This is a genomic window from Mesorhizobium sp. 01N446, assembly GCF_056399285.1.
This window is the reverse complement of record NZ_JBFTRA010000001.1, coordinates 319,933-346,379: the sequence shown is the minus strand read 5'-3', so window position 1 is coordinate 346,379 and position 26,447 is coordinate 319,933. Positions and strand designations below refer to the sequence as shown.

Genomic DNA, 26,447 nt, shown 5'->3' with positions numbered 1-26,447 from the left:
GCTTGACCCTTGGCGCACCGTATCGTGAAGTGAGGTCTTCTCGGGGGAGGGTCTGAGCAGTGCGCCATCCAGCGTCGATCACGGCAAAACCGGTGTTTGCGCTGGCGATCGGTGCGCTGCTCGCGATCTCCACCGCTTCCGCCCTGGCCGGAGACGCCGCGGCCAGGCGCATAATCGGCTTCTCGCCCGATGGCGCCTATTTCGCCTTCGAGCAATATGGTGAGCTCGATGCGGGCGCCTCGGCGTCCGGTTATTCGCAGATCGACATCATCGACACGCGCACCGATGAATTCGTCGGCGGCAAGCCGATCCTGATCGTCGACGAATCCGAGGAGGCGACGCTCACCCTCGAGCAGGCGAGGGCGCAGGCGGCCGCCAAGGCAAAACCCATCCTCGCCAAATATGCCATCGCCCCGCGCGGCAAGCAGACCGCCTCCGACAAGTTCACCTTCCCGGGCGAGATGGTCGCCTATGCCGACATTTCCCGCCTCGAACAGGTGTCGCAAAAGTGGCTTTCGCCGCTCTACGACGAGATCGGGATTTCGACCATTCAGCTCGACGAGATCCTGGCCAATAGCACGACCGATTGTTCGCCGAGTTTCGAAGACAGCCAGCAAGGTGACAAGGCCCTTCAAGGGGACAGGACGGGCAAGGCGCTCGGCTTCCGCTTGACGCTGCAGGGACAGGACGGCAAGCCGTTCAAGACACTGCACGAGGACAAGGCCGTGCCGGGCTCGAGAAACTGCCCGACCTCCCACAGCCTGTCGGAAGCCTATGAATACACGCCGTCCGGCAAGCCGGCGGTGATCGTCGTGCTGGTGCAGCGCTTCAGCCAGGGCTTTGAAGGACGCGACCGACGCTTCATCGCCGTGACCGGTCAGCCTCGCTGAGAGACTGGCCGATAGCCGTCTAACAAACGGTATTCGTTGGACGAAATGTCGACCGCACTAGATCGGCAGGGCCACAAGCATGAGGCCTACGCCACCGAAGATCAAAATGGCGGCCGCCAGGGCTTTCCGATGACGTTCGAAAGTCGTCGGAGCCCGCTCCCAGTTGTAACGCATACGCTATCTCCCCAAAACCCCGGGAGTCCTTACCTTACTTAGGGGAAGAAAAGCAACGGCCCGGCGGGTCGACGCGCTTGCCGGAGGCCTTATGGTGACGACTATTTCTGGGGTGATCTCGGTTGGGAGCGGGTGATGGTGCATCGATCGCCGTGCACAATCTCAACGAAAGCCCTATGGCTCCTTCCAGGGCTCGCACTCGAACGGCTACATGCCCCAGCGCAGCGCCGCCGTGTGGACAGGCGCGTCCCACCAGCCGGTCGTCTCGTCGTCGAGCATGGTGAGCGTGATCGAGCAACCGGCCATGTCGAGCGAGGTGACATAGCTGCCGACCAGCGACCGGCTTATCGTTACGCCGCGGGTCTCGAAGATTTTGCGCGCGCTGTTGTACATCAGGTAGAGCTCCATCAGCGGCGTGCCGCCGAAGCCGTTGACGAACAGCAGCGCCGGGCCTTTCGCCTTGTCGCCGAGATCGCCCAGAATGGCGGTGCAGATCTCCTCGGCGATCGCGTCGGCGCTTTTCAACGTGTCGCGCCGGCGGCCGGGCTCGCCATGGATGCCGACGCCGAATTCCATCTCGCCGTCGCTTATGTCGAAGGTCGGTTTGCCGGCGGCTGGCACGGTGCCGCTGGTCAGCGCCACGCCCATCGAGCGGGTGGCGGCGTTGACGCGCTCGCCCAGCGTCTTCAGCACGGGCAGCGCCAGGCCATGCTCGGCCGCCGCGCCGACGATCTTTTCCACCACCAGCGTGCCGGCGACGCCGCGCCGGCCGGTCGTGTAGGACGAATTCTCGACGGCGACATCGTCATTGGTCACCACCTGCAGCACGCCTTCCGACATCTCGGCCGCCATGTCGAAGTTCATCACATCGCCCTCGTAGTTCTTGACGATGAACAGGCAGCCGGCGCCGCTGTCGACGGCTCGCGCCGCCGCCAGCATCTGGTCCGGCGTCGGCGAGGTGAACACCTGGCCGGGGCAGGCGGCATCCAGCATGCCGTGGCCGACAAAGCCGGCATGCAACGGCTCGTGGCCCGAGCCGCCGCCGGAGATCAGCGCCACCTTGCCCGGCCGCAGTGTCCTGCGGCGGACGAATTTGTGCTCGTCGCCAAGCGCGAGGATATCGGCGTGGGCTGCCACGAAACCGTCGAGGCTCTCGGTCAGCACCGTGTCCACCGCGTTCATAAATTTCTTCATGGCGTCCTCCCAAACAGCCCGGCAAGAATGGTCAACTGCCACCCTTGCCGGCGATGCTGGTGATCTTCTGGATGAATTCGTTGATCGCCCGGTCGAGCGCCGCATTCTGCTTGTCGTCGCCGAAATCCGGCACGACCAGCGACACATGCCGCGTCTTGCGCATGCCCGCGGCGATCGACATTTTCCCCGGATGCGCCTGATGGTAGGCGGCGAGGAACTGATCCCGTTCGGCCGGGCTGAAATGGCAGACGGAAAAAATGGCCGGCAAATGCTTTGACGGTATCGGAACCGTATAGGCCGGGCTTGAAATCTGCGTCACGAAGCTGCGGTGCTTGCCGAGCGCGTCGGCCAGGCGCTGGCGCATGCCGGACGGGCGCTGGTCGATGACCTGCGACAGGATCGTCTTGTAGGCGCGGATCGCCTCTTCGGAGCCGGGTTCGGGTTTGATGTCAACCATGCCGGCCGCGCCTAGACCGAAACATCAGATAGGGCCGCCTTGGCCATTGCGAGTTGCGCCGGCGCGACGGACAGGTCGCGCAAGCCGGCTTCGATCAGCGAAGGGATCGCGGCCGGATCGCCGCCGGCATCGCCGCACAGGCTGACGGGAATGTTGTTTTCCCGTCCAAAGGTGGTGACCGAGCCGATCAGCCGCAGCACCGCCGGATGGCGGACCGAATTGAGGTGGGCCACGGCAGCGTTGTCCCGCGCGGCCGCCATCACATATTGCGTCAAATCGTTGGAGCCGATCGAGAAGAAGGCGACGCCGGCGAACGCCTCCGGCGCGATGGCGACTGAAGGCACCTCGACCATGATGCCGAGCGGCGGCATTTTGTGCGCGACGCCGCGCGCGGCAAGGGCCGCCTGTTCCTCGCCGAACAGGGCGGCTGCGCGTTCATACTCCTCGGCCACGGCGATCATTGGAAACATCACCCTGAGATTGCCGTGTGGCGCGGCGCGCAGCAATGCCCTGATCTGTACGCGAAAAATGTCGAGCCGGGACAGTGACAGCCTGATGCCGCGCAGCCCGAGGAACGGATTGCCTTCCTCGACGGTGAAGCCAGGCACCGGCTTGTCGCCGCCGGCATCCACGGTGCGGATCGTCACCGGTTTTTCCCCGGCCCATTCCAGCACCTTGCGATAGGCGCGATACTGCGTCTCTTCATCGGGCAATGTCTTGCCGAACAGGAATTCGGTGCGCATCAGGCCGACCCCGTCGCAGGTCGCGATGTCGATGCCGTCGACATCGGACGGGTCGGCGATGTTGACCTGCACGCGCACCGCCGTGCCGGCCTTGGTCACCGCCGGCCGCGCCAGAAACCTTTGCGCCTTGCCCTGGCGTGCGGCGAAGGAAGACGACGACTGCCTGAACGCGCCGATCTCCGCCGGCGAGGGCGCCAGCACGATGCTGCCGTGCTCGGCGTCGAGCAGCGCCACGCCGGCAAGATCGGCAAGCGGTTGGCGCAGCCCCACGACCATCGGCACGCCACGCGAGCGCGCCAGCATGGCGACATGGCTGGCCGTGCTGCCCGCCTTCAGCGCGATGCCGCCGCCATGGCTCCAATCGGTTTCGAGAAAGCGCGTCGGCGCGATATCCTCACCACACAGGATGGCACCGGACGGCGCTGTGCTGCCACCGTCTTCGGTCAGGGCGCGCAGCACCTGGTCCCTGATATCGCGCAGGTCCGTGGCACGGGCGCGGAAATAATCCTGGTCGGAGGCCTCGTAGCCGGCGATCTCGGCATCGAGCGCCTCCCGCCATGCGAGGTCGGCGGTCCGCCCCGAAGCGATCGATGCGAAGGCCGGCCCGCTCAGCGCGTCGTCTTCCAGCATGGCGATGTGGAATTCGAGTATGCCGGCGGCGTCGCTGTCGACAGTTTCGACCATTGCTGAAAGCCGCTTTACCGCCTTGCCGATGGCGGCTTGCAGCGATGTCTTCTCCTCCGCGGATGTGGCTTTGCCTGCGTAGACGGCCGGCGGCCGGTCGAGGTCGAACAGCGGCCCCTCGGCATAGCCGGCCGAGGCCGGAACACCCTCAATCCGCATGGCTCGCATTCCCTGTGGGCTGCCGAAGCCGCGCGCCAGCCTCACGCCGAGCGGACATGACCGGCGTCCTCGTCGAAATCGCGCTGCACCAGGTCGATCAGCGCGCGCACCGCATCCTCGGCGCCAGCGCCGCTGGCCCTGATATGCAGCACCGTGCCCTTCGGCGCCTTGGCCGCCATCACCTTGACGATGCTCTTGGCGTCGAACCACGGCCCGTTGGCGGCAAGCGCAATTTCCACATCGGCGGCAAACGTCTTGGCCAGCTTGGTGAACTTCACCGACGGACGCGCATGCAGGCCCACATCGTGGGTGATCAGGACGGTCGCTTCGGCGGCTGCGGACATTTTTTCAGAAATCCCGTTCACTCACGACGGCGACAATTCATGCGCCGTCGCCACCACTTCCTTCAGCGTGGCGCCGCCGGAGGACTCGGTCGCGGCCATCACCGCGCCCTCGACGATTGGCGCGTTGCAGACGATGATCTTCTGCGCACGCGGCTCGCCGATCATCTCCACCGCCATTTCCGAGTTGGTCTCGGCGCCGCCGAGATCGACAAGGATGGCGACGCCGGCTTCGGACCAGGCCTTGTCGATGGCGCCCATGATCGCCTCGACACTGGTGCCGAGCCCGCCATGACCGTTTCCGCCGCACCATGCAAGCGGCACTTCGTCGCCCACCATCTGGCGTACCATGTCGGCCGTGCCCTCCGCGACCAGCGGCGAATGCGACACGATCACGATCCCGACATTGCTCATGCGCTTTCCCCGATCGCTTGCCCCACCGAGCGCACCAGCAGCGCGGTCGAGCGGGCGCCGGCATCCATATGGCCGATCGAGCGCTCGCCGAGGAAGGAGGCGCGGCCGCGCAGCGCCTTCATCGGCACGGTCGCCTCGGCGGCGGCATCGGCGATGTCGGCGATCTCCGCCGCCGTCTTGCCGCCGGCCAAGGCGTCACGCACCGGCTGCAGCACATCGAGCATGGTTTTTTGGCCAGGCTGCGACTTGCCGCGCGCGGCCACCGCGTCGATCGCCTTGCCGAAGGCAGCCGTCAGGCCGGCGCGATCGGGATCCACCGTGATCTCCTTGCCTAGCGCCATGAACAGTGTGCCGAAGAGCGGGCCGGACGCGCCGCCCACCGTCATCACCAGTTTGGTGCCGATCGCCTTCAGGGCGTCGGGCAGCGGCTTTGCCGCGAACGCATCAGCCTCGGCCCGCACGGCCTCGAAGCCGCGCTTCATGTTCAGCCCATGGTCGCCGTCGCCGATCGCCTGGTCGAGCGCCGTCAATTCCCCGGCGTGCGCGGCAATCGTATCGGCGGCCACCGCGATCAGCCTGGCAAGGTTCAACGCCGCCATGTCGCCCAAAATCCTGGTTTCCAGTCTGCCGGCAGTAGCGAAAGAACGGTCATTCGACAACTGGTGCATGCGTCAGGCCGAAACAAGCAGCGTGGCGGCGGCCGCGAACACCTCGGCCACCGCATGGGCGCCGGGGTCGACCACGCCCTGCAATTTGGTGCCGACATAGGCGGATCGTCCGGCCTTGGCCTTCTCCATGGCGGCCGTGGCCTCGGCGCCGCGCCGGGCGGCCGCCGCTGCCTCTTCCAGACCGTCGGCGTCGAGCGCCTTCAGGGCTGGCTCCAGCGCATCGACCATGGTGCGATCGCCAGGCTTTGCGCCGCCGTAGAAAGTCATCCGCTCAAGCCCGGCAAGCAGTGCCTTGGCCAAGCTGGCGCCGCTGCCGAGGGCCTGCGCCGCGGCGGTGAAGAAGATCGACAGCAGAACGCCGCTGGAGCCGCCCATCGATGCGCTGAGTATGTCGCCGATCGCGCCCAGGGTTGCCACCGGTTTGGCCAGCGGCAGCGTGTCGAGCCGTTCGAGGACGCTGCGCGCGCCGGTCGCCACCGTCGAGCCGGTGTCGCCGTCGCCGGCCTTGGCGTCGAGCCCGTTCAATGTCGCTTCGAGCGAGATCAGTCTTTCGCAGACCGTGACGATCAGGCGCCTGGTGCCGGCATCCTGGCTGGCCCTGTGCGCCGCACTTGGTCCGACGGCTTTCGCCATCGGCACGATGACAGGCGCCGCGACCGGCTTGGCCGGCATCCAGGCATGCGGGCCGACCGGCGCCTGCAAGGCGGCCTCGCGGGCCGCGTCGAGCCGGATCAGCGACAGCGAGAAGCCGTTCATGTTGAGTGCCGTCATCAGCGGGCCTGGACCGATCGTCAGCTTGACGGTCCTGGCCAGCGGCGAGGCCAGCACCGCATTGGCAATCAGCGACATTTCGAGCGGCGGCACCGCGCCGAGATTGTTGATCAGCAAGGCATGGCTGGCCTGGGGATCGAGCCGCGCCAGGCGCTCAGCCATGATCGCCACCAGGCGGTCGGCGCTTTGCACCGCGATGCGCTCGACGCCGGGCTCGCCATGGATGCCAAGGCCAAGCTCGCCATCATTTTCGCCGAACCGGTCTTCATGCGGCTGGCCGGGGATCGAACACGACGACAGTGACATGCCGAGCGAAACGATGTCCTTCGCCGCCGCCCGCGCCGCCGCCGCGATATCGGCCAGGTCGTGGCCGGCCTCGGACAGATGGCCTGAAATCTTGTGCACGAACAAGGTGCCGGCGACACCGCGTGGCTGGTTGATATCAGGCAAAGCTATGTCGTCGGCGACGATTACCATCTCGACGCGAAAGCCCTCGGCGCGGGCCTTCTCGGCCGCCAGGCCGAAATTGAGGCGGTCGCCCGTATAATTCTTGACGATCAGCAGGCAGCCGGCCGGACCGGTGACCGCGCGGATCGCCGCAAGCACCGCTTCGACGCTCGGCGAGGCGAAGATCTCGCCGGAGACCGCCGCCGTCAGCATGCCCTTGCCGACAAAGCCGGCATGCGAAGGCTCATGCCCGGCGCCGCCGCCGGAGACGACGCTGACCTTCGTCTTGTCCCAGTCGGCGCGCAGCACGACCTTGATCTCGGGATAGCCGTCGAGGCGCGCGAGGTCACCCGAGCCGATGGTGCGCAACAGGCCGTCCAGCGCCTCGGTGACGATCGTTTCCCTGCGGTTGAAAAAGTGCTTCATCGAATTCGTCCCGTATTCGCGATCGTCAATCACAAGCGGCGTACCCTTGGCGGGAAACGCCGAAACCCGTTCACATCAATCTTTGTCCGTCGGCGCCGAAATAGAGCGGCGAGCGGTAGCGGATCACCACTTTGTCGCCCTGTGCGAGATCGGTGTCGGGGTCGGTCAGCGTCACCAGCTTCTTCGGCCCCACCGTCACATGCAGGTGGTTCTGGTCGCCGAGATGCTCGACCCAATCGACGACACCGTCGGCGTGGGCATTGGCGGCCTTCTCGATCGACAGATGTTCGGTGCGCGCGCCGATCGTCTTCGTCCCGGCCGGCGCGCCCCCATCGGGCAGAAGGCCGGTCGGCAGAAGATTGATTGCCGGCTGGCCGAGCCTTGCCGCGACATGCAGGTTTGCCGGCTCCGAGTAAATGGTTCGCGGTGAACCGATCTGCACCAGCACGCCCTCGGCGAGGATGCCGATGCGGTCGGCCATGGTCATCGCCTCGATCTGGTCGTGCGTGACATAGAGCATGGTGGCTCCGAGTTCGGACTGGATGCGCTTCAACTCCAGCCGCAAATCCGCCCGCAGCTTGGCGTCGAGCGACGACAGCGGCTCGTCCATCAGATAGATGGCGGGCTTGCGCACCAGAGCCCGGCCGATGGCGACGCGCTGCATTTCGCCGCCGGACAGCTTGGTGGAGCGGTTGGCGAGCTTGTGATGGATGCGCACCATCTTCGCCACCTCTTCGACCCGCCGGCGGATCTGGTCCTCCGGGATTTTCCGCGCCGGCGAGCGCAGCGGGAAGGCGAGGTTGTCGTAGACCGACAGATGCGGATAGAGCGAGTATTGCTGGAACACGAAGGCCGTGTCGCGCTCGGCCGGCGACAGCATTGTGGCGTTGTGGCCGCCGATTTCGATCGTGCCGCTGTCCGGCCGTTCCAGCCCGGCAATCAGCCGCAGCGTCGTCGTCTTGCCGGCGCCTGTCGGCCCGAGCAGCACGACGAATTCGCCGTCGGCGATATGCAGGTCGAGACCGTCGACGGCGACGTGCTCGCCAAAGCTCTTGGTCACGTTCTTGATGTGCACGTCAGCCATGCTGCGCTCTCCCTTGAGAGGCGGTGTCGTGGACCGCGGTTCTCACCGCGCGGCCCGATCCCTTGTCGAACAGCGACAGCCGCGCGCTGTTCAGCGCGAGACCGACATGATCGCCGGCATTGAGCCGGATTTCTGCCGGCACCCGCGCCTTGATGATGCCGTCCGCCGTCTCCACGGCGACGATCTGCGTGGTGCCGAGATATTCCGTTCCATAGATGGCGCCGCGCAGCTTCGAGGCATCGTCGAAGCGGATGTGTTCGGGCCGGATCCCAAGCGCCATGTCGCTGGGTGCTACATCCTCGCGCACCTCCGGCACCGCCACCTTCGCGCCCTGGACGACGACCTCCTTCGCTCCCTTGGCGAGCCCGCCGCCGAAGCCCAGAAAATTCATTGGCGGCGAGCCGATGAAGTCGGCGACGAACATGGTCGCCGGGCGGTCGTAGATTTCACGCGGTGTACCGAACTGTTCGATGACGCCGTGGTTCATGACGGCGATCTTGTCGGCCATCGACATCGCTTCCATCTGGTCGTGCGTGACGTAGACGGTGGTCGCGTGGATGCGGTTGTGCAGCTCGCGCAGCTCGTGGACCATGAGGTCGCGGAATTCGGTATCGAGCGTGCCGAGCGGCTCGTCCATCAGGAAGCACTTCGGCCGCCGTACGATGGCGCGGCCGAGCGCCACGCGCTGGCGGTCGCCGCCGGCAAGGCCAGAGACGGATTTGTTGAGCAGATGGTCGATGCGCAAAAGCCTCGCCGTCTCCTCGACTCGGGTGCGGATTTCGGCCGACGGCATGCCTTGCGCCAGCAGGGGAAAGCCGATGTTCTTGCGCACATTCATGTGCGGATAGAGCGCAAACAGCTGGAAGACGAAGGCGATGTCGCGCTCGCGTGCCCGCAACATGGTGACGTCCTCGCCGCCGAGCAGGATCTCGCCGCCCGTCGGCAGCTCGAGCCCGGCGATCATGCGCAGTGTCGTCGTCTTGCCGCAGCCCGAGGGTCCAAGCATGACGAAGAACTCGCCATCCTCGACGACGAAATTGGAATCCTGCACGGCGACGAAATCGCCGAAGGCCTTTCTCAGGTGCTGAACACGGATCTCGGCCATGGTTATTCCGGGAATTTCGAGACGATGATGAACATCACGGTGCCGGTGAGCATGGTGATGAAGGAATAGGTGTAGAGCGACAGCGCGAAGGGCTGGAACAGCATCAGGAAGCCGATGGCGATCAGCGCCGTCGCGATGTTTTCCATCAGGCCGCGCCGGGCCCAGACCGGCCAGCGCGATTTGCGTTTGACGGGATTGGTCATGCTCATTTGCGCACCGCACCGAAGGTGATGCCGCGCAGCAATTGCTTGCGAAGCAGGATGGTGAAGACCAGGATCGGCACCAGGAAAATCGTCGTGCCGGCCGCCACCGCCGGCCAGTCCTGGCCGCCTTCACCGATGATGGTCGGGATGAAGGGCGGCGCGGTTTGCGCCGAGCCTGACGTCAGCAGCGCGGCGAAGGCATATTCGTTCCAGGCGAAGATCAGGCAGAAGATGGCGGTCGCGGCGATGCCGGTGGTCGCCTGTGGCAACACGGTGCGCCAGAAGGCCTGCAGCCTGGTGTAGCCGTCGATCATCGCCGCTTCTTCATATTCGCGCGGGATCTCGTCGATGAAGCCTTTCAAGAGCCACACCGCCAGCGACACGTTGACCGCCGTGTAGAGCAGGATCATGCCAAGTGCGGTGTCCGACAGGCCGAGCTCGCGGTACATCAGGTAGATCGGGATAGCGACCGCGATCGGCGGCATGAAGCGCGTCGACAGGATGAAGAACAGAAGATCGTCGGCGAGCGGCACCTTGAAGCGCGAGAACCCGTAGGCCGACAGCGTGCCGAGAAAGACCGCGCAGAAGGTCGAGCCGAAGGCGATGATCAGCGAATTGACGAAGCGCGGCAGGAAGTTGGAAGGGCCGGCGATCACCATGTTGCGCTTGCGCACGGTCTCGTCGCAGAAGCCGGTCGCCGGCCCCAGCGAGTTGATATATTCCGGCGTCTGCCGCGTCCGTGTCGTGAACAGATTGCAATAGCCCTCGATGCTCGGCTGGAACACGATCTTGGGCGGATAGGCGATCGAGTCCGGCGGCGTCTTGAAGCTGGTGGCGAAGATCCACAGCAGCGGCACGATCGAGATCAGCGCGTAGGCGATGATGATCGCACCGGCGATGCGCTTCGAGTTGGCCGAAGGGGCGACGACCGAATGGGCAGTGGTCAGGCTCATCTCTGCTTCACCTTGTTGAGCGCCTTGACGTAGATGTTGGCGAGTCCGAATACCGCCACGAAGAGGATGATGGCGAAGGCCGAGGAATAGCCGGTGCGCCAGCTCTCGAAAGCCTGCCGCTTCAGCGTGATCGAGGCGACCTCGGTGGTCGAGCCCGGCCCGCCGCCGGTGAGCAGATTGACCATGTCGAACATCTTGAAGTTCTCGATGCCGCGAAACAGCACCGCCAGCATGATGAAGGGCAGCGCCATCGGCAGGGTGATCGACCAGAATTGCCGCCAGTTGGAGGCGCGGTCGACCTCGGCCGCCTCATAGATGTATTCGGGGATGGAGCGCAGCCCGGCGAGGCAGATCAGCATCACGTAGGGCGTCCACATCCAGGTGTCGACGATGATGATCGACCACGGCGCCAGCGACACGTTGGACAGCATCTGGATGCTTGTCGGCGGAATGCCGCTGACAAAGGAGATGACATAGGAGAACAGGCCGATCTGCGGCTCGTAGAGGAAGCGCCAGAAATTGCCGACCACCGCCGGCGACAGCATCATCGGCACCAGGATCAGCGTCGTCCAGAAGGCGTGGCCGCGGAACTTCCGGTCGATCAGCCAGGCCAACGTGAAGCCGATCAGCGTCTGCAACAGGATGGTCCAGAACACAAAATGCGCCGTGGTCTGCATCGCGATCCAGATATCCTGGTCGCCAAGGATGCGCTGGTAGTTGGCGAGCCCGAGATTCTTCACCACCTCGTTCGGCCGGTTGGCGCGGTAGTTGGTGAAGGACAGATAGATCGCCCAGAACAGCGGGAAGATGTTGATGGCCAGCAGCAACAGGATCGTCGGCGAGATGAACAGCCAGGCGAGGCCCTTGTCGCTAATGCCCCGGACCTTGCGGGCCAACGGTTCCGGGGTCGCCCGGGCAACGTTCTCCGCGGTCCGATTGAGCATGGTCAGTCCTGCTTCGGTCACTTGGGTCGTCTCTGTGATGGAATTTATCTGAACTGCGTCCCGTGCCAAGGGTGGCACGGGACGCTTCGGTCCTAGCTCGGGAGGAGCCGGTTACATCTTGCCGTCGTCCTGGAACACCTGGGTCCAGTCCTTGACCAGGCCGTCGAGCGCATCCTTGGCCGAACCCTGGCCGGCGACGACATAGTCATGGAAGCGCTTCTGCGATGCCTGTAGCAGCGGCGCGTAGCTCGGCTCGGCCCAGAAGTCCTTCACGATCGCCATCGAGTCGAGGAAGGTCTGCGCGTAGGGCTGGCTGGCAGGGAATTTCGGGTCCTTCACCACCGCGTTCAGGCAGGAATAGCCGCCGAGCGACCACCATTTGGCCTGCACGTCCTTGTTGGCGAACCATTTGATGTATTTCAGCGCCGATTCCTGCTTATCGGAATAGGACACCACCGAGATGCCCTGGCCGCCGAGCTGGGCGAACTGGTCGCCGTCGGGACCCTTCGGGTTGACGAAGTAGCCGATCTTGTCGCCGCCGACATTCTCGTCCTTCTGCAGGCCGGGCCAGGTGAAGGCGAAGTTCATGTGCATGGCCACCTGGCCGGATTTGAAGGCGTCGACGCCTTCGCCCATATAGCTGTTGGAGGCGCCGGGCGGCGTGCAGCAATCGTAGAGCGCCTTGTAGAATTCCAGCCCCTTCACCGATTTCTCGGAATTGACGAAGCCTTCCATCTCGTAGGGCTTCTTCGGGTTCTCATACTGGAAGCCGTAGCTGTAGAGCACATCCATGGCGCCCATGGTGATGCCTTCCGAGCCACGCTCGGTGTAGATCGAGGCGCCATAGACGGTCTTGCCGTCGATCTGCCGCTTCTGGAAGAACTCGGCGATCTGCTTCAGCTGGTCGAAAGTGGCCGGCGGGCCGAGATCCCAGCCATACTTCTCCTTGAATTCCTTCTGCAGTTCGGGCTTGGAGAACCAGTCCTTGCGATAGGTCCAGCCGACGACGTCGCCCATGGCCGGCAGCGCCCAGTAGTTCGGCGTGTTCTTCGGCCATTCGGAATAACCGACGACGGTCGCCGGCACGAAGTCGTCCATGCTGATCTTCTCCTTGTCGAAGAAGTCGTTCAGCTTGACGTAGTGGCCGTTCTCGGCCGCGCCGCCGATCCACTGGCTGTCGCCGATGATCAGGTCGCACAGTTTGCCGTGCGAGTTCAGCTCGTTGAGGAAGCGGTCGGCATAGTTGGTCCATGGCACGAATTCGAATTTCATGCCGATGCCGGTTTCCTTGGTAAAATCCTTGGACAGTTCGACAAGCGCGTTGGCCGGGTCCCAGGCGGCCCAGCAAAGCGTCAGGTCTTCAGCGTGCGCGGCGTTCGAGACGGCTGTCGACGCTGCAATCGCCGAGGTCAGTCCCAACGCCAGTTTCAAGCTCGATTTCATGCCTTCCTCCCATTTGCGAAACACGCCCGGATGACGGTTTCAAGAGCCCTCAACCTCTCTCCTCAGAGGCCCAAACATGGCGGCGCCGGAGCGCGGCAGATGTTTAGTAATTTGTTTAGTGATGCAATTTTTACTAAACAACGCAAGCGAATTCGTTGCTGCGTCGCAGCATGACGAAACGGATGATTGAAATCGTTGGGAAATGATCGCCGGATGTTTCTCCGGCTGCCTCTCAGCCGGCCTCGCCGACGACGTTCGTCTGTGGCGTCACCGGCCGCACGGGCGGTGCCGGCGGCAGCAAAGCGCGTATGTCGGCGAAGGGAAATGTCGGCTCGAAGCGAAAAGCCTCGGCCAGAGAACCGGGGACGGCGTTGCATTGGCCGGCGCGAAATTCATTCTGGATGCGCGCCCTCTCGACATATTGCTCCGGCCGCTGTGACCGGTGCATGCGGATCGCCTGTGTCTTGATGTCCCGGTAGGCGGATATGTCGACATAGTGCGTCGGCGAGAATCCGGTGCCGCCCATCGTGTCGGCATGCAGCACCGGAACCGCGAACGACGCCGCGATGCGCACGCCGTCCGACAGGGCGCGGTGGTCGGCGTGATAGTCGTTGGGGGCGTGCGTGATCACCAGCTCCGGCCCGGTCTCGCGGATCAGCGTTTTCAGCGCGCCGATCAGCGCGGCATCGGCCACCAGCGCGCCATCGGGAAAGTCGAGGAAGCGCGGCGCGGCACCAAGCAGGGCGGCCGCGGCTGTCGCTTCCTCGCGACGGACGCCGGCGAGGACCGTGGCATCGCTCTTGCCGCCCTTGGCCCCATCCGTGGCCACGGCAAAAGTCAGCTCTGCGCCTTGCGCCGCGTAGGCGGCCATCGTACCGAACATGAAGATCTCGATGTCGTCCGGATGCGCACCGAGCGCCAATATTTTCAAACCACTCTCTCCCGGAAATGAAAAACGTGCCGAACGGAATCCTGCTCGCCCTGATCGCCTATGCAAGCTATTCGGGCAGCGATGCCGTTATCAAGAGCCTGGGCGGACAGTTCACCGTCTTCGAGATCGGCTTCTTCGTTACCTTGTTTGCCGGCTTTTTCCTGTTCTTCACCCGCCCGGCGGGTGAACGCTGGCGCGATTTCTGGCTCATGAAGCGGCCATGGGCGGTGCAGGCGCGCGCCTGGGCCGGCATCGCGTCCGGCGTGCTCAGCGTCTATGCCTTCACCCACATTCCGCTGGCCGAGGTCTACGCGCTGATCTTCCTGGCGCCCTTGCTGGTCACCATCCTGTCCACCGTCATCCTGAAGGAAAAGGTCGGTCCGTGGCGGTGGCTGGCCGTCGTCGCCGGCTTTGCTGGGGTGATGCTGGTGGTGCGGCCGGGTTTTCGCGAATTGAACCTCGGCCATCTGGCCGCCTTCGTGAACGCCTTCCTCGCCGCGACCAGCGTCATCCTGCTGCGCTCGCTCGCCCAGCAGGAGAAGCGCACCTCGATGCTTGGCGTGCTTGTCGGCTATGGCCTGCTGTTCAACGGGGCCGGCGCCGCTGCGTCGTTCACTCTTCCGAACGCCATGCAGTTCGTCTGGCTGGCGATGGCGGGCGCCTTCACCGCCGGCGGGCAATTCATGCAACTGCTCGCGGCCAAATACGCTCCCGCCAACCGGATCGCGCCGACGCATTATTCGCAGATCGTCTGGGCGGTCATCCTCGGCGCGCTGTTTTTCCAGGAATACCCCGACTGGCTGACGCTGGTCGGCCTTGCGGTGGTCGGCGGTTCCGGCCTGCTGACCATGGTGCGCGAGGAGGTGCGGCTGGGCACCGTGCGCTGGAACCCGTTTGCGCGCACCCGGCTTTGAGCCGGCGCCGGTTGCACGGCGACCGTGACCGCTGATATGCGGACGCGATGACGAAAAGATCCCTGCCGGAGCTTCCGGTATCCGCCGTGCTCCCGGCGCTCAGCGAAGCGCTTGGCGCTGGCAACAGCGCCGTGCTGGTGGCGCCGCCCGGCGCCGGCAAGACGACGCTGGTGCCGTTGGCGCTGCTCGATGCGCCGTGGCTGGGTGCGGGCAAGATCGTGCTGCTCGAGCCGCGCCGGCTCGCCGCCCGCGCCGCGGCCCGCCGCATGGCGCAATTGCTTGATGAGGAGCCGGGCGGCACGGTCGGCTACGCGATGCGCATGGAAAACCGCGCCTCGGCCAGGACCCGCATATTGGTCGTCACCGAGGGCGTGCTGGCGCGCATGATCCTCGACGATCCCGAACTGGCCGGCGTCTCGGCAGTCATCTTCGACGAATTCCACGAGCGCTCGCTCGACGGCGATTTCGGTCTGGCGCTGGCGCTCGACGTGCAGGGCGCACTGCGGCCGGACCTGCGTCTGCTGGTGATGTCGGCGACGCTGGATGGCGCCCGTGTCGCGAAACTCCTGTCGGGCGCGCCGGTGATCGAAAGCGAAGGCCGCGCCTTCCCCGTCGACATAAGCTACGACGAACGGCCGGCCGGCGTCCGGATCGAGGACGCCATGGCCAAGGCGATCCGCGCCGCCCTTGCCGGCGAGAGCGGCAGCGTGCTCGCCTTCCTGCCCGGCCAGCGCGAGATCGAGCGCACCACTGAGCGGCTGGCCGGCAAGGTCGGCGCCGACGCCGACATCGTCCCGCTCTATGGCCAGCTCGACGGCAAGGCGCAGGACGCCGCCATCAAGCCGGCGCCGGCCGGCCGCCGCAAGGTGGTGCTGGCGACGTCGATTGCCGAGACCTCCATCACCATCGACGGTGTGCGCGTCGTCATCGATTCCGGCCTGTCGCGGCTGCCGCGCTACGAGCCGGCCAGCGGCCTGACGCGGCTGGAGACGGTTCGCGTCAGCAAGGCATCCGCCGACCAGCGCGCCGGCCGCGCCGGGCGCACGCAAGCCGGCGTCGCCATCCGGCTCTGGCGTGCCGAACAGACGGCGGCACTTCCCGCCTTCACGCCACCGGAAATCCTCGAAGCGGATCTTTCGGGCCTGCTGCTCGACTGTGCCGCCTTCGGTGTCGCCGATCCGACCGGTCTCGCCTTCCTTGATCCGCCGCCCGCACCCGCGCTCAACGAGGCGAAGGTGCTGCTGCGCGCGCTCCATGCCATCGACGAGGCGGGGCGCCTGACGGAAGCGGGCGCTTCGATGCGCAAGCTCGCTCTGCCCGTGCGGCTGGCGCATATGGTCGCCGAGGCAGCCAGCAGTGGCCATGCCGGTGAGGCGGCCATGCTGGCGGTGCTGCTCACCGAACGCGGCCTTGGCGGCGATGGCGCCGATCTCGAACGGCGGCTGATGCGCTTTCGTGGGGAAAGATCGCCCCGCGCCACCGCCGCACGGCAACTGGCTGAAAGGCTGGCCAGGCAGGCCTTACCCTCCCCCATGAGGGAAGGGTCGGCGAGTGAGCAGAGCGAAGCGACGCGAGGGAGACGGGGTGGGGTCGGTTCGGGCACGCCATCGTCGAGCACGCCACCGGCGACCCCACCCCGATCCGCTGCGCGGATCGACCCTCCCCTCGAGGGGGAGGGTAAGGTCGGTTCCCTCCTCATCAACGCCTGGCCGGATCGCGTCGCCAAGGCGCGTGGCGAGCGCGGGCGCTTCGTGCTGGCCAATGGCTCCGGCGCCATGCTGGATGCGGCCGACCCGCTGGCGGGCGAGCCGTTTCTGGTCGTCGCCGACCTGCAGGGCAAGGCGCAGAATGCGCGCATCACGGCGGCGGCGGCGGTCGGCGAGGACGACATCCGCGCCGCGCTTGGCGACCGGATCGAAACGCGCCGGCAAGCGAGCTTCGACCGCGAGCGCCGCGCCGTGCGCGTGCGAGAAACCGTGCGTCTCGGCGCCATCACGCTCGCCGAGCGCATGCTGCCGGCGCCTTCAGGCGCCGATGCCGACCGCGCGATCCTTGACGCCTTGCGCGAACACGGCCTGTCGCTGCTGAGCTGGAGCAAGGAAGCCGAGACGCTGCGCCAGCGCTTGTCCTGGCTGCATCGTGGCCTCGGCGCACCCTGGCCCGACATGTCGGATGAAGCACTGATCGACCGCCTCGACGACTGGCTGCTGCCCTTCCTGTCGGGGGCGGCCTCCTTTGCCGCCATCGATCCCGGCGTCGTCTCGGCCGGCCTGGCCTCGCTTGTGCCGCATGAGCTGCAGCGCAAGGTCGATGCGCTGGCGCCAACGCATTTCGACGCCCCGTCCGGCAGCCATGTGCCGATCCGCTATGACGGCGAATGGCCGGTGCTGGCGGTACGCGTGCAGGAACTGTTCGGCCTCGACCGCCACCCCTCGATTGCCAACGGCACGGTGCCGCTGACACTTGAGCTGCTGTCGCCAGCACATAGGCCGATCCAGACGACACGCGACCTGCCCGGTTTCTGGCGCGGCTCCTGGGCCGACGTGCGCGCCGACATGCGCGGCCGCTATCCCAAGCATGTCTGGCCGGAAAATCCGCTGCTTGCCGCCGCTACCGCCCGTGCCAAGCCACGCGGGACCTAGCGCTCCTCCTTTCCCGGCTATAATCCTTGGCCATGATCAACATCCTGAACGCGCCCGATTTCCAGCAGAGCCAGCGGCTGCGCCTCAACACGCTGATCCGGCTGCGCTGGCTGGCCATTGTCGGCCAGAGCGTCGCGGTGCTCGTCGTCGCCTATGGGTTGAAATTCCCGCTCCCGGTCAGCCTGTGTTTTGCCCTGATCGCCTGTTCGGCCTGGATGAACCTGTTCCTGGCCTTCCGGTTTCCGGCGGCGCACCGGCTCACCCCGTTTGCCGCCTTCGGCATCCTGATCTTCGACAGCCTGCAGCTTGCCGGGCTTCTCTATATGACCGGCGGCCTGACCAATCCGTTCTCGCTGCTGATGACCGTGCCTGTCGTCATTTCGGCGACATCGCTGCCCTTGCGCCTCACCGCCATCCTCGGCGGGCTGGTGATGCTGGCCGCAACCTTGCTGGTGTTCATCCATCTGCCGTTGCCCTGGTATGAAGGCGCGCCGCTGGCCATGCCCTTCATCTATGTCGCCGGCATGTGGATGGCGGTGCTGTCCTCGATCGCCTTCACCGCCATCTATGCCTTCCGGGTGGCCGCCGAAGCGCGGCTTCTGGCCAATGCGCTCGCCGCCACCGAACTGGTGCTGCAGCGCGAACAGCACCTTTCGGCGCTCGACGGCCTGGCGGCGGCGGCCGCGCATGAGCTCGGCACGCCGCTCGCCACCATCACGCTCGTCGCCAAGGAGATGGAAAAGGCGCTCGGCAGCGATCCAAAGTACGGCGAAGACGTCAAGCTGCTGCGCTCGCAGAGCGAACGCTGCCGCGAGATTCTCAAGCGCCTGACCAGCCTGTCGTCCGAAGGCGAGGCGCATCTGTCCCGCTTGCCGCTGACCTCGCTGGTCGAGGAGGTCACCGCGCCGCATCGCGACTTCGGTATCTCGATCAAGCTTCGCCCGGGTGAACGCACCGGGCCGGAGCCGGTCGGGCGCCGCAATCCGGGCGTCATCTACGGCCTCGGCAATCTGGTCGAGAACGCCGTCGATTTCGCCCGCAAGAGCGTCACCGTGCGCTGGAGCTGGGACGAGGCCGCCGTCACCTTCTCGATCATCGACGACGGGCCTGGTTTCCCGCCCGAAATCATCGACCGTATCGGCGAGCCCTATATGTCGACGCGCCAGGGCACCGAGGCCGGCGGCGGCCTGGGGCTCGGCCTGTTCATCGCCAAGACCCTGCTCGAACGCTCGGGCGCCACACTCGACTTCCGCAATTCGAGCGGCCTGGGCGAGGGCGCCGTGGTACAGATTTCGTGGCCGAGAACAGTCTTTCTGAACCCGGAAACGGCCCCGGCCACCATGTTTGACACTGCGTAAATTGGACAATAGCGGCGCAAAACTATATCTGCGTAAAATTAAGGCAGCAGGAATTCTCACGACGATGACAGGCGATGAAAATATTGGCGCAATGGTTGAAGGCGAGGACACCTCGCTTCTGATCGTCGATGACGACAAGCCGTTCCTCACGCGTCTCGCCCGCGCCATGGAAACCAGGGGTTTTGTGGTCGAGACCGCCGAGAGCGTCGAGGAGGCGGTGGGCAAGGCTCGCGCCAACCCGCCGGCCTACGCCGTGGTCGACATGCGGCTCGGCGACGGCAACGGCCTCGACGTCGTCGCGGCCATCCGCGAGAAGCGCGAGGATTCCCGCACCATCATCCTGACCGGCTACGGCAACATCGCCACCGCGGTGACCGCGGTGAAGCTTGGCGCTGTCGATTATCTGTCGAAGCCCGCCGACGCCGACGACATCTTCGCCGCGCTCACCCGCACCTCGGGCGAGCGCGCCGCGCCGCCGGAAAACCCGATGTCGGCCGACCGTGTGCGTTGGGAGCATATCCAGCGCGTCTACGAGATGTGCGAGCGCAACGTTTCCGAGACAGCGCGCCGGCTCAACATGCACCGCCGCACGCTGCAGCGCATACTGGCCAAGCGCGCGCCGCGCTGAGACTGTTTGGAAATTCTACTCCGGCGGCCATCTGATGGCGTTTTCTGCGCTTCCGGTGCTCACGGACCCAAATGTCCGCTCCGCTCCGGTTCTCGAAACCACCACCATATGACTCGCCGGAGCGAATTTCGAAACAGTCTCTGAGGCACTGAAAGACGGTCCGATTACTTGCCCGGAGACTGGAGTTTGAGCATCATCGAGAATGAGGCGGCATAACGGAGGCGACATGCAGGGTTTGAAGCAGCGGCCGGTTTCCGTCTTCCGCGAATTCCTCGACAGCGAGGCGGCCGGCGGCATCATCCTGATGATCGCGGCCGCCCTGGCGCTGATCGTCGCCAACTCGTCGCTCGCCGAGACCTATTTCTCCGTTCTGCATGCCTATCTAGGCCCGCTCAGCGTGTCGCACTGGGTCAATGACGGGCTGATGGCGGTGTTCTTCCTGCTCGTCGGGTTGGAGATCAAGCGCGAGATGCTGGACGGCCAGCTGTCGACCTGGCCGCGTCGCGTCCTGCCCGGCATTGCCGCGGCCGGCGGCATGGTGGTTCCGGCGCTGGTCTATGTCCTGGTCAACCGCGACAATTCGGCGGCACTTTCCGGCTGGGCGATCCCGACCGCCACCGACATCGCCTTCGCGCTCGGCGTTTTGTCGCTGCTCGGCAGCCGCGTGCCGGCCTCGCTGAAGGTCTTCCTGACCGCGCTCGCCATCATCGACGACCTCGGCGCGGTCATCATCATCGCCATCTTCTATACGAGCGGCCTGTCGCTCGCCTATCTCGGCGCCGCCTTCGCCGTCATTGCGGCGCTTGTCGTCCTCAACCGCATGCGGGTGATGACGCTGGTGCCCTATCTCGTGCTCGGCGCAATCCTGTGGGTGCTGGTGCTGAAATCGGGCGTCCATGCCACGCTTGCCGGCGTTGCGCTGGCGCTGACCATTCCGCTCGAACGCTCCGCCGGGATCGGCCACGACCTTGACCATTCGCCGCTGCACCGGCTCGAGCATGGCTTGCACAGGATCGTACCCTTTTTCGTCATCCCGATCTTCGGCTTTGCCAATGCCGGCGTTTCGCTCGCCGGCCTCAGTTTCGGCGCGCTGATCGAGCCGCTGACGCTGGGCGTCGCCGCCGGCCTCGTGGTCGGTAAGCTGGTCGGGGTGTTCGGTTCCTCGGTGCTTGCCATCAGGCTTGGCCTCGCCGACCTACCCGCGCATGCCGGCTGGTCGCACATGATCGGCATCTCGCTGCTCTGCGGCATCGGCTTCACCATGAGCCTGTTCATCGGCCTGCTCGCCTTCGCCAGCGATGTCGCCCTGCAGGATGCGGTCAAGGTCGGCATCCTCGCCGGCTCCTTCATCGCCGCCATTCTTGGCGCCGCCGTTCTGCTGATGGCGCCGGCGGCAGGTGGGACGGAAGAGGAGACGGAGTAGGGCGGTCAACAAACCTGGGTTCTTCGAGCTACTCGCTCTCCCCCTCCAGCGCCGGCACCGAGACGCCTGCCAGCTCCGCCGCCAGCAGCCGCGCCGCACCGGCGCGCGCGATCCGCAGCATCAGCGCCTTGCGCGTCGCCGCCGCCATGCGGTGCTCCGGCGCATCGCGCAGAATCTCGGCGCCGTAGCCGTCGGAGAGGATGAAGCCGCACTCCTCGGGGAAGATTTCCGCCGGCACGCCGGGATGGGTCGCGAAGAAGAAGCGATCGGAATGCAGCCGGTAATCGGGCCATTTGCGGTCGACGCGGAAATCCTCGATCGAGGATTTGATCTCGATGATCCAGATGTCGCCCTGGCGGGTCAGTGCCACGAGGTCGGCGCGGCGGCCGGTCGCCAGCGACAGTTCAGGCAGCACATGCGCGCCCATTGCCATCAGCAGCCGCTGCACGCCCCGCCGCACCAGCATGGCGCGTTCGGACTGGCGACCGTCGATGAGCGGGTTGATTGCGATAGGGGAAATGATCGGCATGGCAGGCACCATGCCAGACTTTGTTCACGGTTTGAACCCTTTTTGCAGAGGGCGATCTGAAGTATTCCCGTCTTCCCTATGGGTGGTAGCTTTCGGAAGCTGCGCACGGCACGTTTCGAATTCCGTAGGGTCTTTGAGGCGTCCTGTGCCACTTCCAGCGTTTTTTCTCGCGTTCACGCCAGTCGTTATATTTATATATTTCAGTATTTTAGATATAAAAGCAATTCACTGGCGAAAAACCGAGAGAAGGTCCCTTCTGTACGTTTATTTGACGCTTCATGTAGCCGTCATTATTGGGATAGTTGTATCCTTTTTCGAGTTATATATTAAAGAATGATAGCGGCCTGCCTCCGGTTTCCGGCCTGTCAAGGGCAAATACCTATTTCACTTCTAGGTTTGTAAACCAGATAATCGCCTTGCGCGGGGCGATTGCATATTCGGGCAGACCTATGACCGATGCAGACCCGCAGGAGTTCGGCAGGAGGAAAGTCGAGTCGATCCAGTGGACTGGTGCGGCTCTGAATCAGTTCGATTCGCGCTGACGAATGCGTTGTTTTTCGAGGAACCGCTTGGCGTGTTCCCCCCACTCCGCAGCCGTTGTCTTGTGCTCTTGAACATACGTTTCGAAAGCCCTGCGCAGAGCGTCAAGGTCCAAAACCCAAAACGGCTCGTCTTTTCCATCGTTCAACATTGCATCACCCAGCCCCATTGGGCCAACGGTATGCCCTTCAAATCAAGCCTTCAAGAACCGATCCCGACTTCTTTTGGGTGTATCTGCTCGGTCAAATATGCATACGCTGGAAACAGCAGGACAGGTTCTACCCTCAACACCCGGCCTGTCCGTGGACGGGACTTCAGTCTCAATTGAGCTGTAGCTAATATGCATATAGCTTAGGCAGTGCGGAGACGATCCCAAAGCCTGACCCGCAACGACCCGGCACGACCCCATGTCCCCCCGACTGCGAGCGTGCCGGGTCGTTTCTACAGGTGCGTGGCAAGCGGTGCATCCAAGGCGCGATCGCTTACGGAGCAACGGGTCGGTCTAACAGACAATCGCTTCATGCCGGCCGATTACAGGGTTGGCAAACTCCGGTCCGGCCCGAGCGAGCCTCCCGCGATCGCGCAATATCGGGCTGAGGGCGGTCTGGTATCCATCCCTGCGGAACGGCCCTATGTCGAGGCGATCAACTTCGGTTCTTCACTAGAGAGCGGCAGGACTAAAGTCTTGCGTGCCGGTGTGCGAAGGTCTGAGGGGACCTTTTAGGTTCCACAAATGTCCATTGGACGTTCCATTACTTTAGTTAGTCGGCATATAAAGGATGACGCTAGGGAATATGCCTTGCGGAATGGCCGGTGCAGTTTGGCCTTGGGTCTATATAGGGGACTGCACCGGCCATTGCGGGTTTGGGCTTTTGGGTGTGATTGTCCCGCGTTGATCAACCTATATGTATATTAGCAATCGCGCAAATAAGACTGAAGTCCCTGGTTCGATCGGAGCTTGCCGCATCGGGCCTGCGGTTCGACAGGCCGATTGCCCGCATCCCGGATGGTCGAGGCGACCTATGTTTGACAGATGGTCTAGATCAATGGGCGCTGGTCCTGGACAACAGGTTTAGGACCAGCACACCAGCCAGGGTCAGGCCCATGCCAATGAGGCCCGCGGCATCCGGCTTTTGCCCATGGACAATCCAGGCGACCAGCGCGACGAGGACGATGCCACCGCCGGCCCATACAGCGTAGGCGATGCCGATCGGTATCCGGTCCAACACCTGCGCGAGGAAGAAGAACGCCGCCCCGTAACCGAGCAGCACCACTGCCGAGGGACCCAACCTGGTGAAACCTTCCGAGGCCTTCATCGCGCTCGTTGCGATGACTTCGGCGATGATGGCCAGGGCAAGAATGGCATAAGCAGGCACGGCGAACCTCCATCGATGGGAGGCATCTAATGATCAGAAGCCGATGACGTCGTCACGTTCACGTTCCCGTGATCGGCGCCTGCGCCTCGCAGTCAAGCGGACTGCGAAACAGTCCTGTCGCCAGGCGCCGCAGCCCCTGCCATGTCATCCAGGATCGGGCAATCGGGCCGCTCATCGCCATGGCAGGCGTGGATCAGTTTCTGCAGGGTCGAGCGCATCGACTGCAGCTCGCGCACCTTCTCCTCGATCGCCGTGACATGGGCGGCGGCGATCTCGCGCACGTCGGCGCTGGCGCGGCCGCGATCCTGGTAGAGCGCCATCAGCTGGCGGCAATCGTCGATTGAAAAGCCGAGGTTGCGCGCGCGGCGCAGGAAGGTCAGCCGGTGGATGTCGTCACCGGAATAGTCGCGGTAGCCGTTGGCGGCGCGCGCAGGCGCGATCAGGCCGATCTCCTCGTAGTAGCGGATGGTCTTGGCCGGCAGACCGGACCGCTGGGCTGCATCACCGACATTCATGACTGATCCTCGATTCCAGGTAACCGTTTGATGTCGCCCCCATTGAATTTCCTCCACAATCCGGTGAGGGCTGTTGCTGAAATGCCATAGTGATACGCTTACCAGCATGTATGGCCACGCATATAGGCATCGTGCGCTTGGCAAGCAAAGCAATTGCCAGCATGAATGATGGTGACAAAGCGGCCGACTCGTGCCGCTGACATTTGGGCGGGGCTCCGGATCACCACATGCGCATGAAGTCGCTTGCAATAATTGCCGCATTGGCGCTGTCCACGGCCATCGCCGGCTGCAGCACCATCGGCGGGCAGATCTTCTCCAACGACTACGGCGCAGTGACCGATGCTGGCTACCAACTGCCGCGCATCCCGATCGAAAAGGTACCGAGGCAGTATCACCGGCAGGAAGTAAACTACGATACCAAGGAAAAGCCGGGCACCATCATCGTCGACACGCAGAACAAGTTCCTCTACTTCGTCGAGGGCGACGGCCGCGCGATCCGCTACGGCATCGGCGTTGGTCGCGAAGGCTTCGAGTGGCACGGCACTGCCCACATCGCGCTGAAGCGCGAATGGCCGACCTGGACGCCGCCCCGCGAAATGATCAGGCGCCAGCCGGAACTGGCCAAGTTCGCCGGTGGCATGGAGCCGGGCCTGAAGAACCCGCTCGGCGCGCGCGCCATGTATCTGTTCAACAAGGGCGGCGACATGGGCTACCGGCTGCACGGCAGCCCGGAATGGAATTCGATCGGCAAGGCGATGTCGTCCGGCTGCATCCGGCTGATGAACCAGGACATCATCGATCTCTATGACCGCGCCTCGGTCGGCGCAAAGGTCATCGTGATGTAAGGACCAGGATCCCTCGCGGGATCATGGTCGAACGGGAAGACAAGTTTCGTACGCGGACCGTCTAGGCAACAACGGACGTCCCAAACAGAAAACCGGGCAATTCGGCCCGGTTTTTTGTTGTTTGCAATTGAGATCGTGCCGGCAGCGGCAGTGGTCAGGAGACCTGTTCGACCTGCTGCACTTCCGGCACGAAATGCCGAAGCAGGTTCTGGATGCCGTGCTTCAGCGTCGCCGTCGATGACGGACAGCCGGCGCAGGCGCCCTTCATGTGCAGGAACACCGTGCCGTTCTCGAAGCCGCGGAAGGTGATGTCGCCGCCGTCCTGGGCCACCGCCGGGCGCACCCTGGTGTCGAGCAGTTCCTTGATGGTGATGACGAGTTCCTCGTCCGCCTTGTCGTAGAATTCGCCGGTCTGGCTGGTCTCCGCGGCCGGGCCGCTTTTCGCCATGACAGGCGCGCCGGACATGAAATGCTCCATGATGGCGCCGAGGATCGCCGGCTTCAGGTGCTGCCAGTCGGGGCCGTCCTTGGTCACGGTGATGAAATCGTAGCCGAAGAAGACGCCGGTGACGCCAGGGATTTCGAACAGCCGGCCGGCAAGCGGCGAGGCCGTTGCCGCACTGTCGGCGTCACGGAAATCGGCGGTGCCTTCCAGCAGCACTTCCTTGCCGGGCAGGAATTTGAGCGTCGCCGGATTGGGCGTCGATTCGGTCTGGATGAACATGGCCGTCTCCGTGCCCGTTTTGGGCAGATAGTTTGGAATAGTTCTAAATAGGCGTTATCGGCTGGACATTCAAGCGAAACGCATCGCCCGAACGGCTGGCTGGCGGAATGTTTTGCAGACCCTGCACTCAGGTGGAGATGTGCTGAGATTCAGGTCAGGCCGAGTCGAAAATGGCTGATGCCGAGAACCGGAGCGGAGCGTACTTGAAGTACGTGAGCACCGGAAGCGCAGGTGTCAGCCATTTGCAGAGCGGCATCACCTGAATATCAACACATCTCAAGCGAGGCTGTCGATCTCCTCGTCGGACAAATTCTGTGGCACCACCGTGACCGGAATAGGGAAGGCGGCGCCCTTGCCGGCCACGGCGCCGACCAGCGGCCCAGGACCTTCCTTGCCGGCGCCGGCCGCCAGCACCAGGATGGCGATGTCCTGGTCTTCCTCGATCAGCTTGTGGATCTCTTCCGTCGGCTTGCCTTCGCGCACCACCATCTCCGGCTCGATGCCGAGCTTCTGGCGCACCTTGTTGGCGTAGCCATCGAGAGCCGCGCGCGCCGTGGCGGTCGCCTCCTCGCGCATGATCTTCTCGACGCCCAGCCAATGCTGGAAATCGTCCGGTACGATGACATAGAGCAGCACCAGCGTGCCGCTGGTGCTTTGCGCCCGCTTAGAGGCGTAGGCGACGGCGCGTTCGCACTCCGGCGTATCGTCGATGATCGTCAGGAATTTCCTGCGATGACCGGCTTCGCGGCTAAGGCGTTTGGAGACCATGTCTATCTACCTAGTGTCGTGATTTCGAAGTTCGCCTGCTTTCGATATCTCGCTCCGAGCGAACTTCGAAATCAAAAGCGACACTAGAAATCAATAGTTTGCTCGTGTCCCTGATTTTGAAATTCGCATTACCCTTGATATCCAACTCTAGCGA

At 64.3% G+C, this 26,447-nt stretch carries 26 protein-coding genes; 7 read left to right on the top strand and 19 right to left on the bottom strand.

Going from position 1 to position 26,447, the window contains the following annotated elements; translation table 11 throughout:
* Positions 1-59 precede the first annotated feature (59 nt).
* Complete coding sequence (locus AC1DPX_RS01580) at positions 60-890, top strand: DUF2259 domain-containing protein (protein WP_477234128.1); 831 nt, start codon at positions 60-62, stop codon at positions 888-890.
* A gap of 381 nt (positions 891-1,271) precedes the next feature.
* Here the strand turns inward: AC1DPX_RS01580 and dhaK are convergent, their stop codons facing one another.
* The 14 genes from dhaK to AC1DPX_RS01510 form a co-directional block, all read right to left on the bottom strand.
* Complete coding sequence (gene dhaK / locus AC1DPX_RS01575; RefSeq protein ID WP_477234126.1) at positions 1,272-2,258, bottom strand: dihydroxyacetone kinase subunit DhaK; 987 nt, start codon at positions 2,256-2,258, stop codon at positions 1,272-1,274.
* Positions 2,259-2,289: 31 nt separating this feature from the next.
* Positions 2,290-2,715: a hypothetical protein gene (locus AC1DPX_RS01570; RefSeq protein WP_019862863.1), complete on the bottom strand. Its 426-nt coding sequence runs from the start codon at positions 2,713-2,715 to the stop codon at positions 2,290-2,292.
* An 11-nt stretch (positions 2,716-2,726) separates the two neighbouring features.
* The gene (gene ptsP, locus AC1DPX_RS01565) at positions 2,727-4,301 is read right to left on the bottom strand and encodes a phosphoenolpyruvate--protein phosphotransferase (RefSeq protein ID WP_477234124.1); all 1,575 of its coding nucleotides are present in this window, start codon (positions 4,299-4,301) and stop codon (positions 2,727-2,729) included.
* Between the two features lie 41 nt (positions 4,302-4,342).
* Positions 4,343-4,645 (bottom strand): HPr family phosphocarrier protein, encoded by a 303-nt coding sequence (locus AC1DPX_RS01560; protein ID WP_202356505.1) that lies wholly within the window; start codon positions 4,643-4,645, stop codon positions 4,343-4,345.
* A gap of 21 nt (positions 4,646-4,666) precedes the next feature.
* Positions 4,667-5,056, bottom strand: a complete 390-nt coding sequence (gene dhaM, locus AC1DPX_RS01555) for a dihydroxyacetone kinase phosphoryl donor subunit DhaM (protein WP_202356504.1) — start codon at positions 5,054-5,056, stop codon at positions 4,667-4,669.
* Positions 5,053-5,655, bottom strand: coding sequence for a dihydroxyacetone kinase subunit DhaL (gene dhaL, locus AC1DPX_RS01550; protein WP_477234122.1), 603 nt, complete (start codon positions 5,653-5,655; stop codon positions 5,053-5,055). Before dhaL ends, dhaM begins: the two co-directional genes overlap by 4 nt.
* A 72-nt stretch (positions 5,656-5,727) precedes the next feature.
* A complete protein-coding gene (locus AC1DPX_RS01545; RefSeq protein ID WP_477234120.1) occupies positions 5,728-7,368 on the bottom strand; it encodes a dihydroxyacetone kinase subunit DhaK in 1,641 nt (546 codons plus the stop codon).
* A 70-nt stretch (positions 7,369-7,438) separates the two neighbouring features.
* Positions 7,439-8,452, bottom strand: coding sequence for an ABC transporter ATP-binding protein (locus tag AC1DPX_RS01540; protein WP_477234118.1), 1,014 nt, complete (start codon positions 8,450-8,452; stop codon positions 7,439-7,441).
* On the bottom strand, positions 8,445-9,557 hold the full coding sequence (locus AC1DPX_RS01535) for an ABC transporter ATP-binding protein (protein ID WP_477234116.1): 1,113 nt from the start codon (positions 9,555-9,557) through the stop codon (positions 8,445-8,447). The genes AC1DPX_RS01540 and AC1DPX_RS01535 overlap by 8 nt, the downstream gene beginning before the upstream one ends.
* A 2-nt stretch (positions 9,558-9,559) precedes the next feature.
* On the bottom strand, positions 9,560-9,766 hold the full coding sequence (locus tag AC1DPX_RS01530) for a hypothetical protein (RefSeq protein WP_477234114.1): 207 nt from the start codon (positions 9,764-9,766) through the stop codon (positions 9,560-9,562).
* Positions 9,763-10,713: a carbohydrate ABC transporter permease gene (locus tag AC1DPX_RS01525; protein WP_183455750.1), complete on the bottom strand. Its 951-nt coding sequence runs from the start codon at positions 10,711-10,713 to the stop codon at positions 9,763-9,765. Before AC1DPX_RS01525 ends, AC1DPX_RS01530 begins: the two co-directional genes overlap by 4 nt.
* Positions 10,710-11,657, bottom strand: a complete 948-nt coding sequence (locus AC1DPX_RS01520) for a carbohydrate ABC transporter permease (protein ID WP_477234112.1) — start codon at positions 11,655-11,657, stop codon at positions 10,710-10,712. The genes AC1DPX_RS01525 and AC1DPX_RS01520 overlap by 4 nt, the downstream gene beginning before the upstream one ends.
* Before the next feature lie 111 nt (positions 11,658-11,768).
* Positions 11,769-13,100, bottom strand: a complete 1,332-nt coding sequence (locus AC1DPX_RS01515; protein ID WP_202356497.1) for an ABC transporter substrate-binding protein — start codon at positions 13,098-13,100, stop codon at positions 11,769-11,771.
* A gap of 232 nt (positions 13,101-13,332) precedes the next feature.
* The gene (locus AC1DPX_RS01510; protein ID WP_477234110.1) at positions 13,333-14,031 is read right to left on the bottom strand and encodes a PIG-L deacetylase family protein; all 699 of its coding nucleotides are present in this window, start codon (positions 14,029-14,031) and stop codon (positions 13,333-13,335) included.
* Positions 14,032-14,057: 26 nt separating this feature from the next.
* On the opposite strand from AC1DPX_RS01510, the gene AC1DPX_RS01505 reads away from it, so the two are divergent.
* The 5 genes from AC1DPX_RS01505 (at position 14,058) to nhaA (ending at position 20,996) form a co-directional block, all read left to right on the top strand.
* Positions 14,058-14,945 carry a DMT family transporter gene (locus tag AC1DPX_RS01505; RefSeq protein ID WP_477234108.1) on the top strand — a complete coding sequence of 296 codons (888 nt, stop codon included), beginning with the start codon at positions 14,058-14,060 and terminating at the stop codon, positions 14,943-14,945.
* Between the two features lie 47 nt (positions 14,946-14,992).
* Positions 14,993-17,587 carry an ATP-dependent helicase HrpB gene (gene hrpB, locus AC1DPX_RS01500; RefSeq protein WP_477234106.1) on the top strand — a complete coding sequence of 865 codons (2,595 nt, stop codon included), beginning with the start codon at positions 14,993-14,995 and terminating at the stop codon, positions 17,585-17,587.
* A gap of 32 nt (positions 17,588-17,619) precedes the next feature.
* A complete protein-coding gene (locus AC1DPX_RS01495; protein ID WP_202359221.1) occupies positions 17,620-18,945 on the top strand; it encodes an ActS/PrrB/RegB family redox-sensitive histidine kinase in 1,326 nt (441 codons plus the stop codon).
* A gap of 64 nt (positions 18,946-19,009) precedes the next feature.
* A complete protein-coding gene (locus AC1DPX_RS01490) occupies positions 19,010-19,573 on the top strand; it encodes an ActR/PrrA/RegA family redox response regulator transcription factor (RefSeq protein WP_010913121.1) in 564 nt (187 codons plus the stop codon).
* 226 nt (positions 19,574-19,799) lie between these two features.
* On the top strand, positions 19,800-20,996 hold the full coding sequence (gene nhaA / locus AC1DPX_RS01485; protein WP_477234104.1) for a Na+/H+ antiporter NhaA: 1,197 nt from the start codon (positions 19,800-19,802) through the stop codon (positions 20,994-20,996).
* Between the two features lie 28 nt (positions 20,997-21,024).
* Here nhaA and AC1DPX_RS01480 read toward each other — a convergent pair whose 3' ends face one another.
* The 3 genes from AC1DPX_RS01480 to cueR form a co-directional block, all read right to left on the bottom strand.
* Positions 21,025-21,525 (bottom strand): MmcB family DNA repair protein, encoded by a 501-nt coding sequence (locus AC1DPX_RS01480; protein WP_167514825.1) that lies wholly within the window; start codon positions 21,523-21,525, stop codon positions 21,025-21,027.
* A gap of 1,583 nt (positions 21,526-23,108) precedes the next feature.
* Positions 23,109-23,441 carry an SMR family transporter gene (locus AC1DPX_RS01475; RefSeq protein WP_477234102.1) on the bottom strand — a complete coding sequence of 111 codons (333 nt, stop codon included), beginning with the start codon at positions 23,439-23,441 and terminating at the stop codon, positions 23,109-23,111.
* Positions 23,442-23,533: 92 nt separating this feature from the next.
* On the bottom strand, positions 23,534-23,956 hold the full coding sequence (cueR, locus tag AC1DPX_RS01470; RefSeq protein WP_202356491.1) for a Cu(I)-responsive transcriptional regulator: 423 nt from the start codon (positions 23,954-23,956) through the stop codon (positions 23,534-23,536).
* 227 nt (positions 23,957-24,183) lie between these two features.
* Between cueR and AC1DPX_RS01465 the strand changes: the two genes are divergently transcribed.
* Positions 24,184-24,801 carry a L,D-transpeptidase gene (locus AC1DPX_RS01465; RefSeq protein WP_477234100.1) on the top strand — a complete coding sequence of 206 codons (618 nt, stop codon included), beginning with the start codon at positions 24,184-24,186 and terminating at the stop codon, positions 24,799-24,801.
* A gap of 154 nt (positions 24,802-24,955) precedes the next feature.
* Here the strand turns inward: AC1DPX_RS01465 and AC1DPX_RS01460 are convergent, their stop codons facing one another.
* Complete coding sequence (locus AC1DPX_RS01460) at positions 24,956-25,525, bottom strand: NifU family protein (RefSeq protein WP_202356489.1); 570 nt, start codon at positions 25,523-25,525, stop codon at positions 24,956-24,958.
* A 276-nt stretch (positions 25,526-25,801) separates the two neighbouring features.
* Positions 25,802-26,293 (bottom strand): universal stress protein, encoded by a 492-nt coding sequence (locus AC1DPX_RS01455; protein ID WP_140744643.1) that lies wholly within the window; start codon positions 26,291-26,293, stop codon positions 25,802-25,804.
* Positions 26,294-26,447: the final 154 nt, after the last annotated feature.

What these genes read in the sequence shown, in the direction of transcription:
- AC1DPX_RS01545 (WP_477234120.1), bottom strand. Translation starts at nt 7,368, where the DNA reads ATGAAGCACTTTTTCAACCGCAGGGAAACGATCGTCACCGAGGCGCTG.
- AC1DPX_RS01460 (WP_202356489.1), bottom strand. Translation starts at nt 25,525, where the DNA reads ATGTTCATCCAGACCGAATCGACGCCCAATCCGGCGACGCTCAAATTC.
- AC1DPX_RS01540 (WP_477234118.1), bottom strand. Translation starts at nt 8,452, where the DNA reads ATGGCTGACGTGCACATCAAGAACGTGACCAAGAGCTTTGGCGAGCAC.
- AC1DPX_RS01515 (WP_202356497.1), bottom strand. Translation starts at nt 13,100, where the DNA reads ATGAAATCGAGCTTGAAACTGGCGTTGGGACTGACCTCGGCGATTGCA.
- AC1DPX_RS01525 (WP_183455750.1), bottom strand. Translation starts at nt 10,713, where the DNA reads ATGAGCCTGACCACTGCCCATTCGGTCGTCGCCCCTTCGGCCAACTCG.
- AC1DPX_RS01490 (WP_010913121.1), top strand. Translation starts at nt 19,010, where the DNA reads ATGACAGGCGATGAAAATATTGGCGCAATGGTTGAAGGCGAGGACACC.
- AC1DPX_RS01530 (WP_477234114.1), bottom strand. Translation starts at nt 9,766, where the DNA reads ATGAGCATGACCAATCCCGTCAAACGCAAATCGCGCTGGCCGGTCTGG.
- AC1DPX_RS01570 (WP_019862863.1), bottom strand. Translation starts at nt 2,715, where the DNA reads ATGGTTGACATCAAACCCGAACCCGGCTCCGAAGAGGCGATCCGCGCC.
- ptsP (WP_477234124.1), bottom strand. Translation starts at nt 4,301, where the DNA reads ATGCGGATTGAGGGTGTTCCGGCCTCGGCCGGCTATGCCGAGGGGCCG.
- nhaA (WP_477234104.1), top strand. Translation starts at nt 19,800, where the DNA reads ATGCAGGGTTTGAAGCAGCGGCCGGTTTCCGTCTTCCGCGAATTCCTC.
- AC1DPX_RS01465 (WP_477234100.1), top strand. Translation starts at nt 24,184, where the DNA reads ATGCGCATGAAGTCGCTTGCAATAATTGCCGCATTGGCGCTGTCCACG.
- dhaL (WP_477234122.1), bottom strand. Translation starts at nt 5,655, where the DNA reads ATGGCGGCGTTGAACCTTGCCAGGCTGATCGCGGTGGCCGCCGATACG.
- AC1DPX_RS01560 (WP_202356505.1), bottom strand. Translation starts at nt 4,645, where the DNA reads ATGTCCGCAGCCGCCGAAGCGACCGTCCTGATCACCCACGATGTGGGC.
- cueR (WP_202356491.1), bottom strand. Translation starts at nt 23,956, where the DNA reads ATGAATGTCGGTGATGCAGCCCAGCGGTCCGGTCTGCCGGCCAAGACC.
- AC1DPX_RS01520 (WP_477234112.1), bottom strand. Translation starts at nt 11,657, where the DNA reads ATGCTCAATCGGACCGCGGAGAACGTTGCCCGGGCGACCCCGGAACCG.
- dhaK (WP_477234126.1), bottom strand. Translation starts at nt 2,258, where the DNA reads ATGAAGAAATTTATGAACGCGGTGGACACGGTGCTGACCGAGAGCCTC.
- AC1DPX_RS01480 (WP_167514825.1), bottom strand. Translation starts at nt 21,525, where the DNA reads ATGCCGATCATTTCCCCTATCGCAATCAACCCGCTCATCGACGGTCGC.
- AC1DPX_RS01455 (WP_140744643.1), bottom strand. Translation starts at nt 26,293, where the DNA reads ATGGTCTCCAAACGCCTTAGCCGCGAAGCCGGTCATCGCAGGAAATTC.
- hrpB (WP_477234106.1), top strand. Translation starts at nt 14,993, where the DNA reads ATGACGAAAAGATCCCTGCCGGAGCTTCCGGTATCCGCCGTGCTCCCG.
- AC1DPX_RS01495 (WP_202359221.1), top strand. Translation starts at nt 17,620, where the DNA reads ATGATCAACATCCTGAACGCGCCCGATTTCCAGCAGAGCCAGCGGCTG.
- AC1DPX_RS01535 (WP_477234116.1), bottom strand. Translation starts at nt 9,557, where the DNA reads ATGGCCGAGATCCGTGTTCAGCACCTGAGAAAGGCCTTCGGCGATTTC.
- dhaM (WP_202356504.1), bottom strand. Translation starts at nt 5,056, where the DNA reads ATGAGCAATGTCGGGATCGTGATCGTGTCGCATTCGCCGCTGGTCGCG.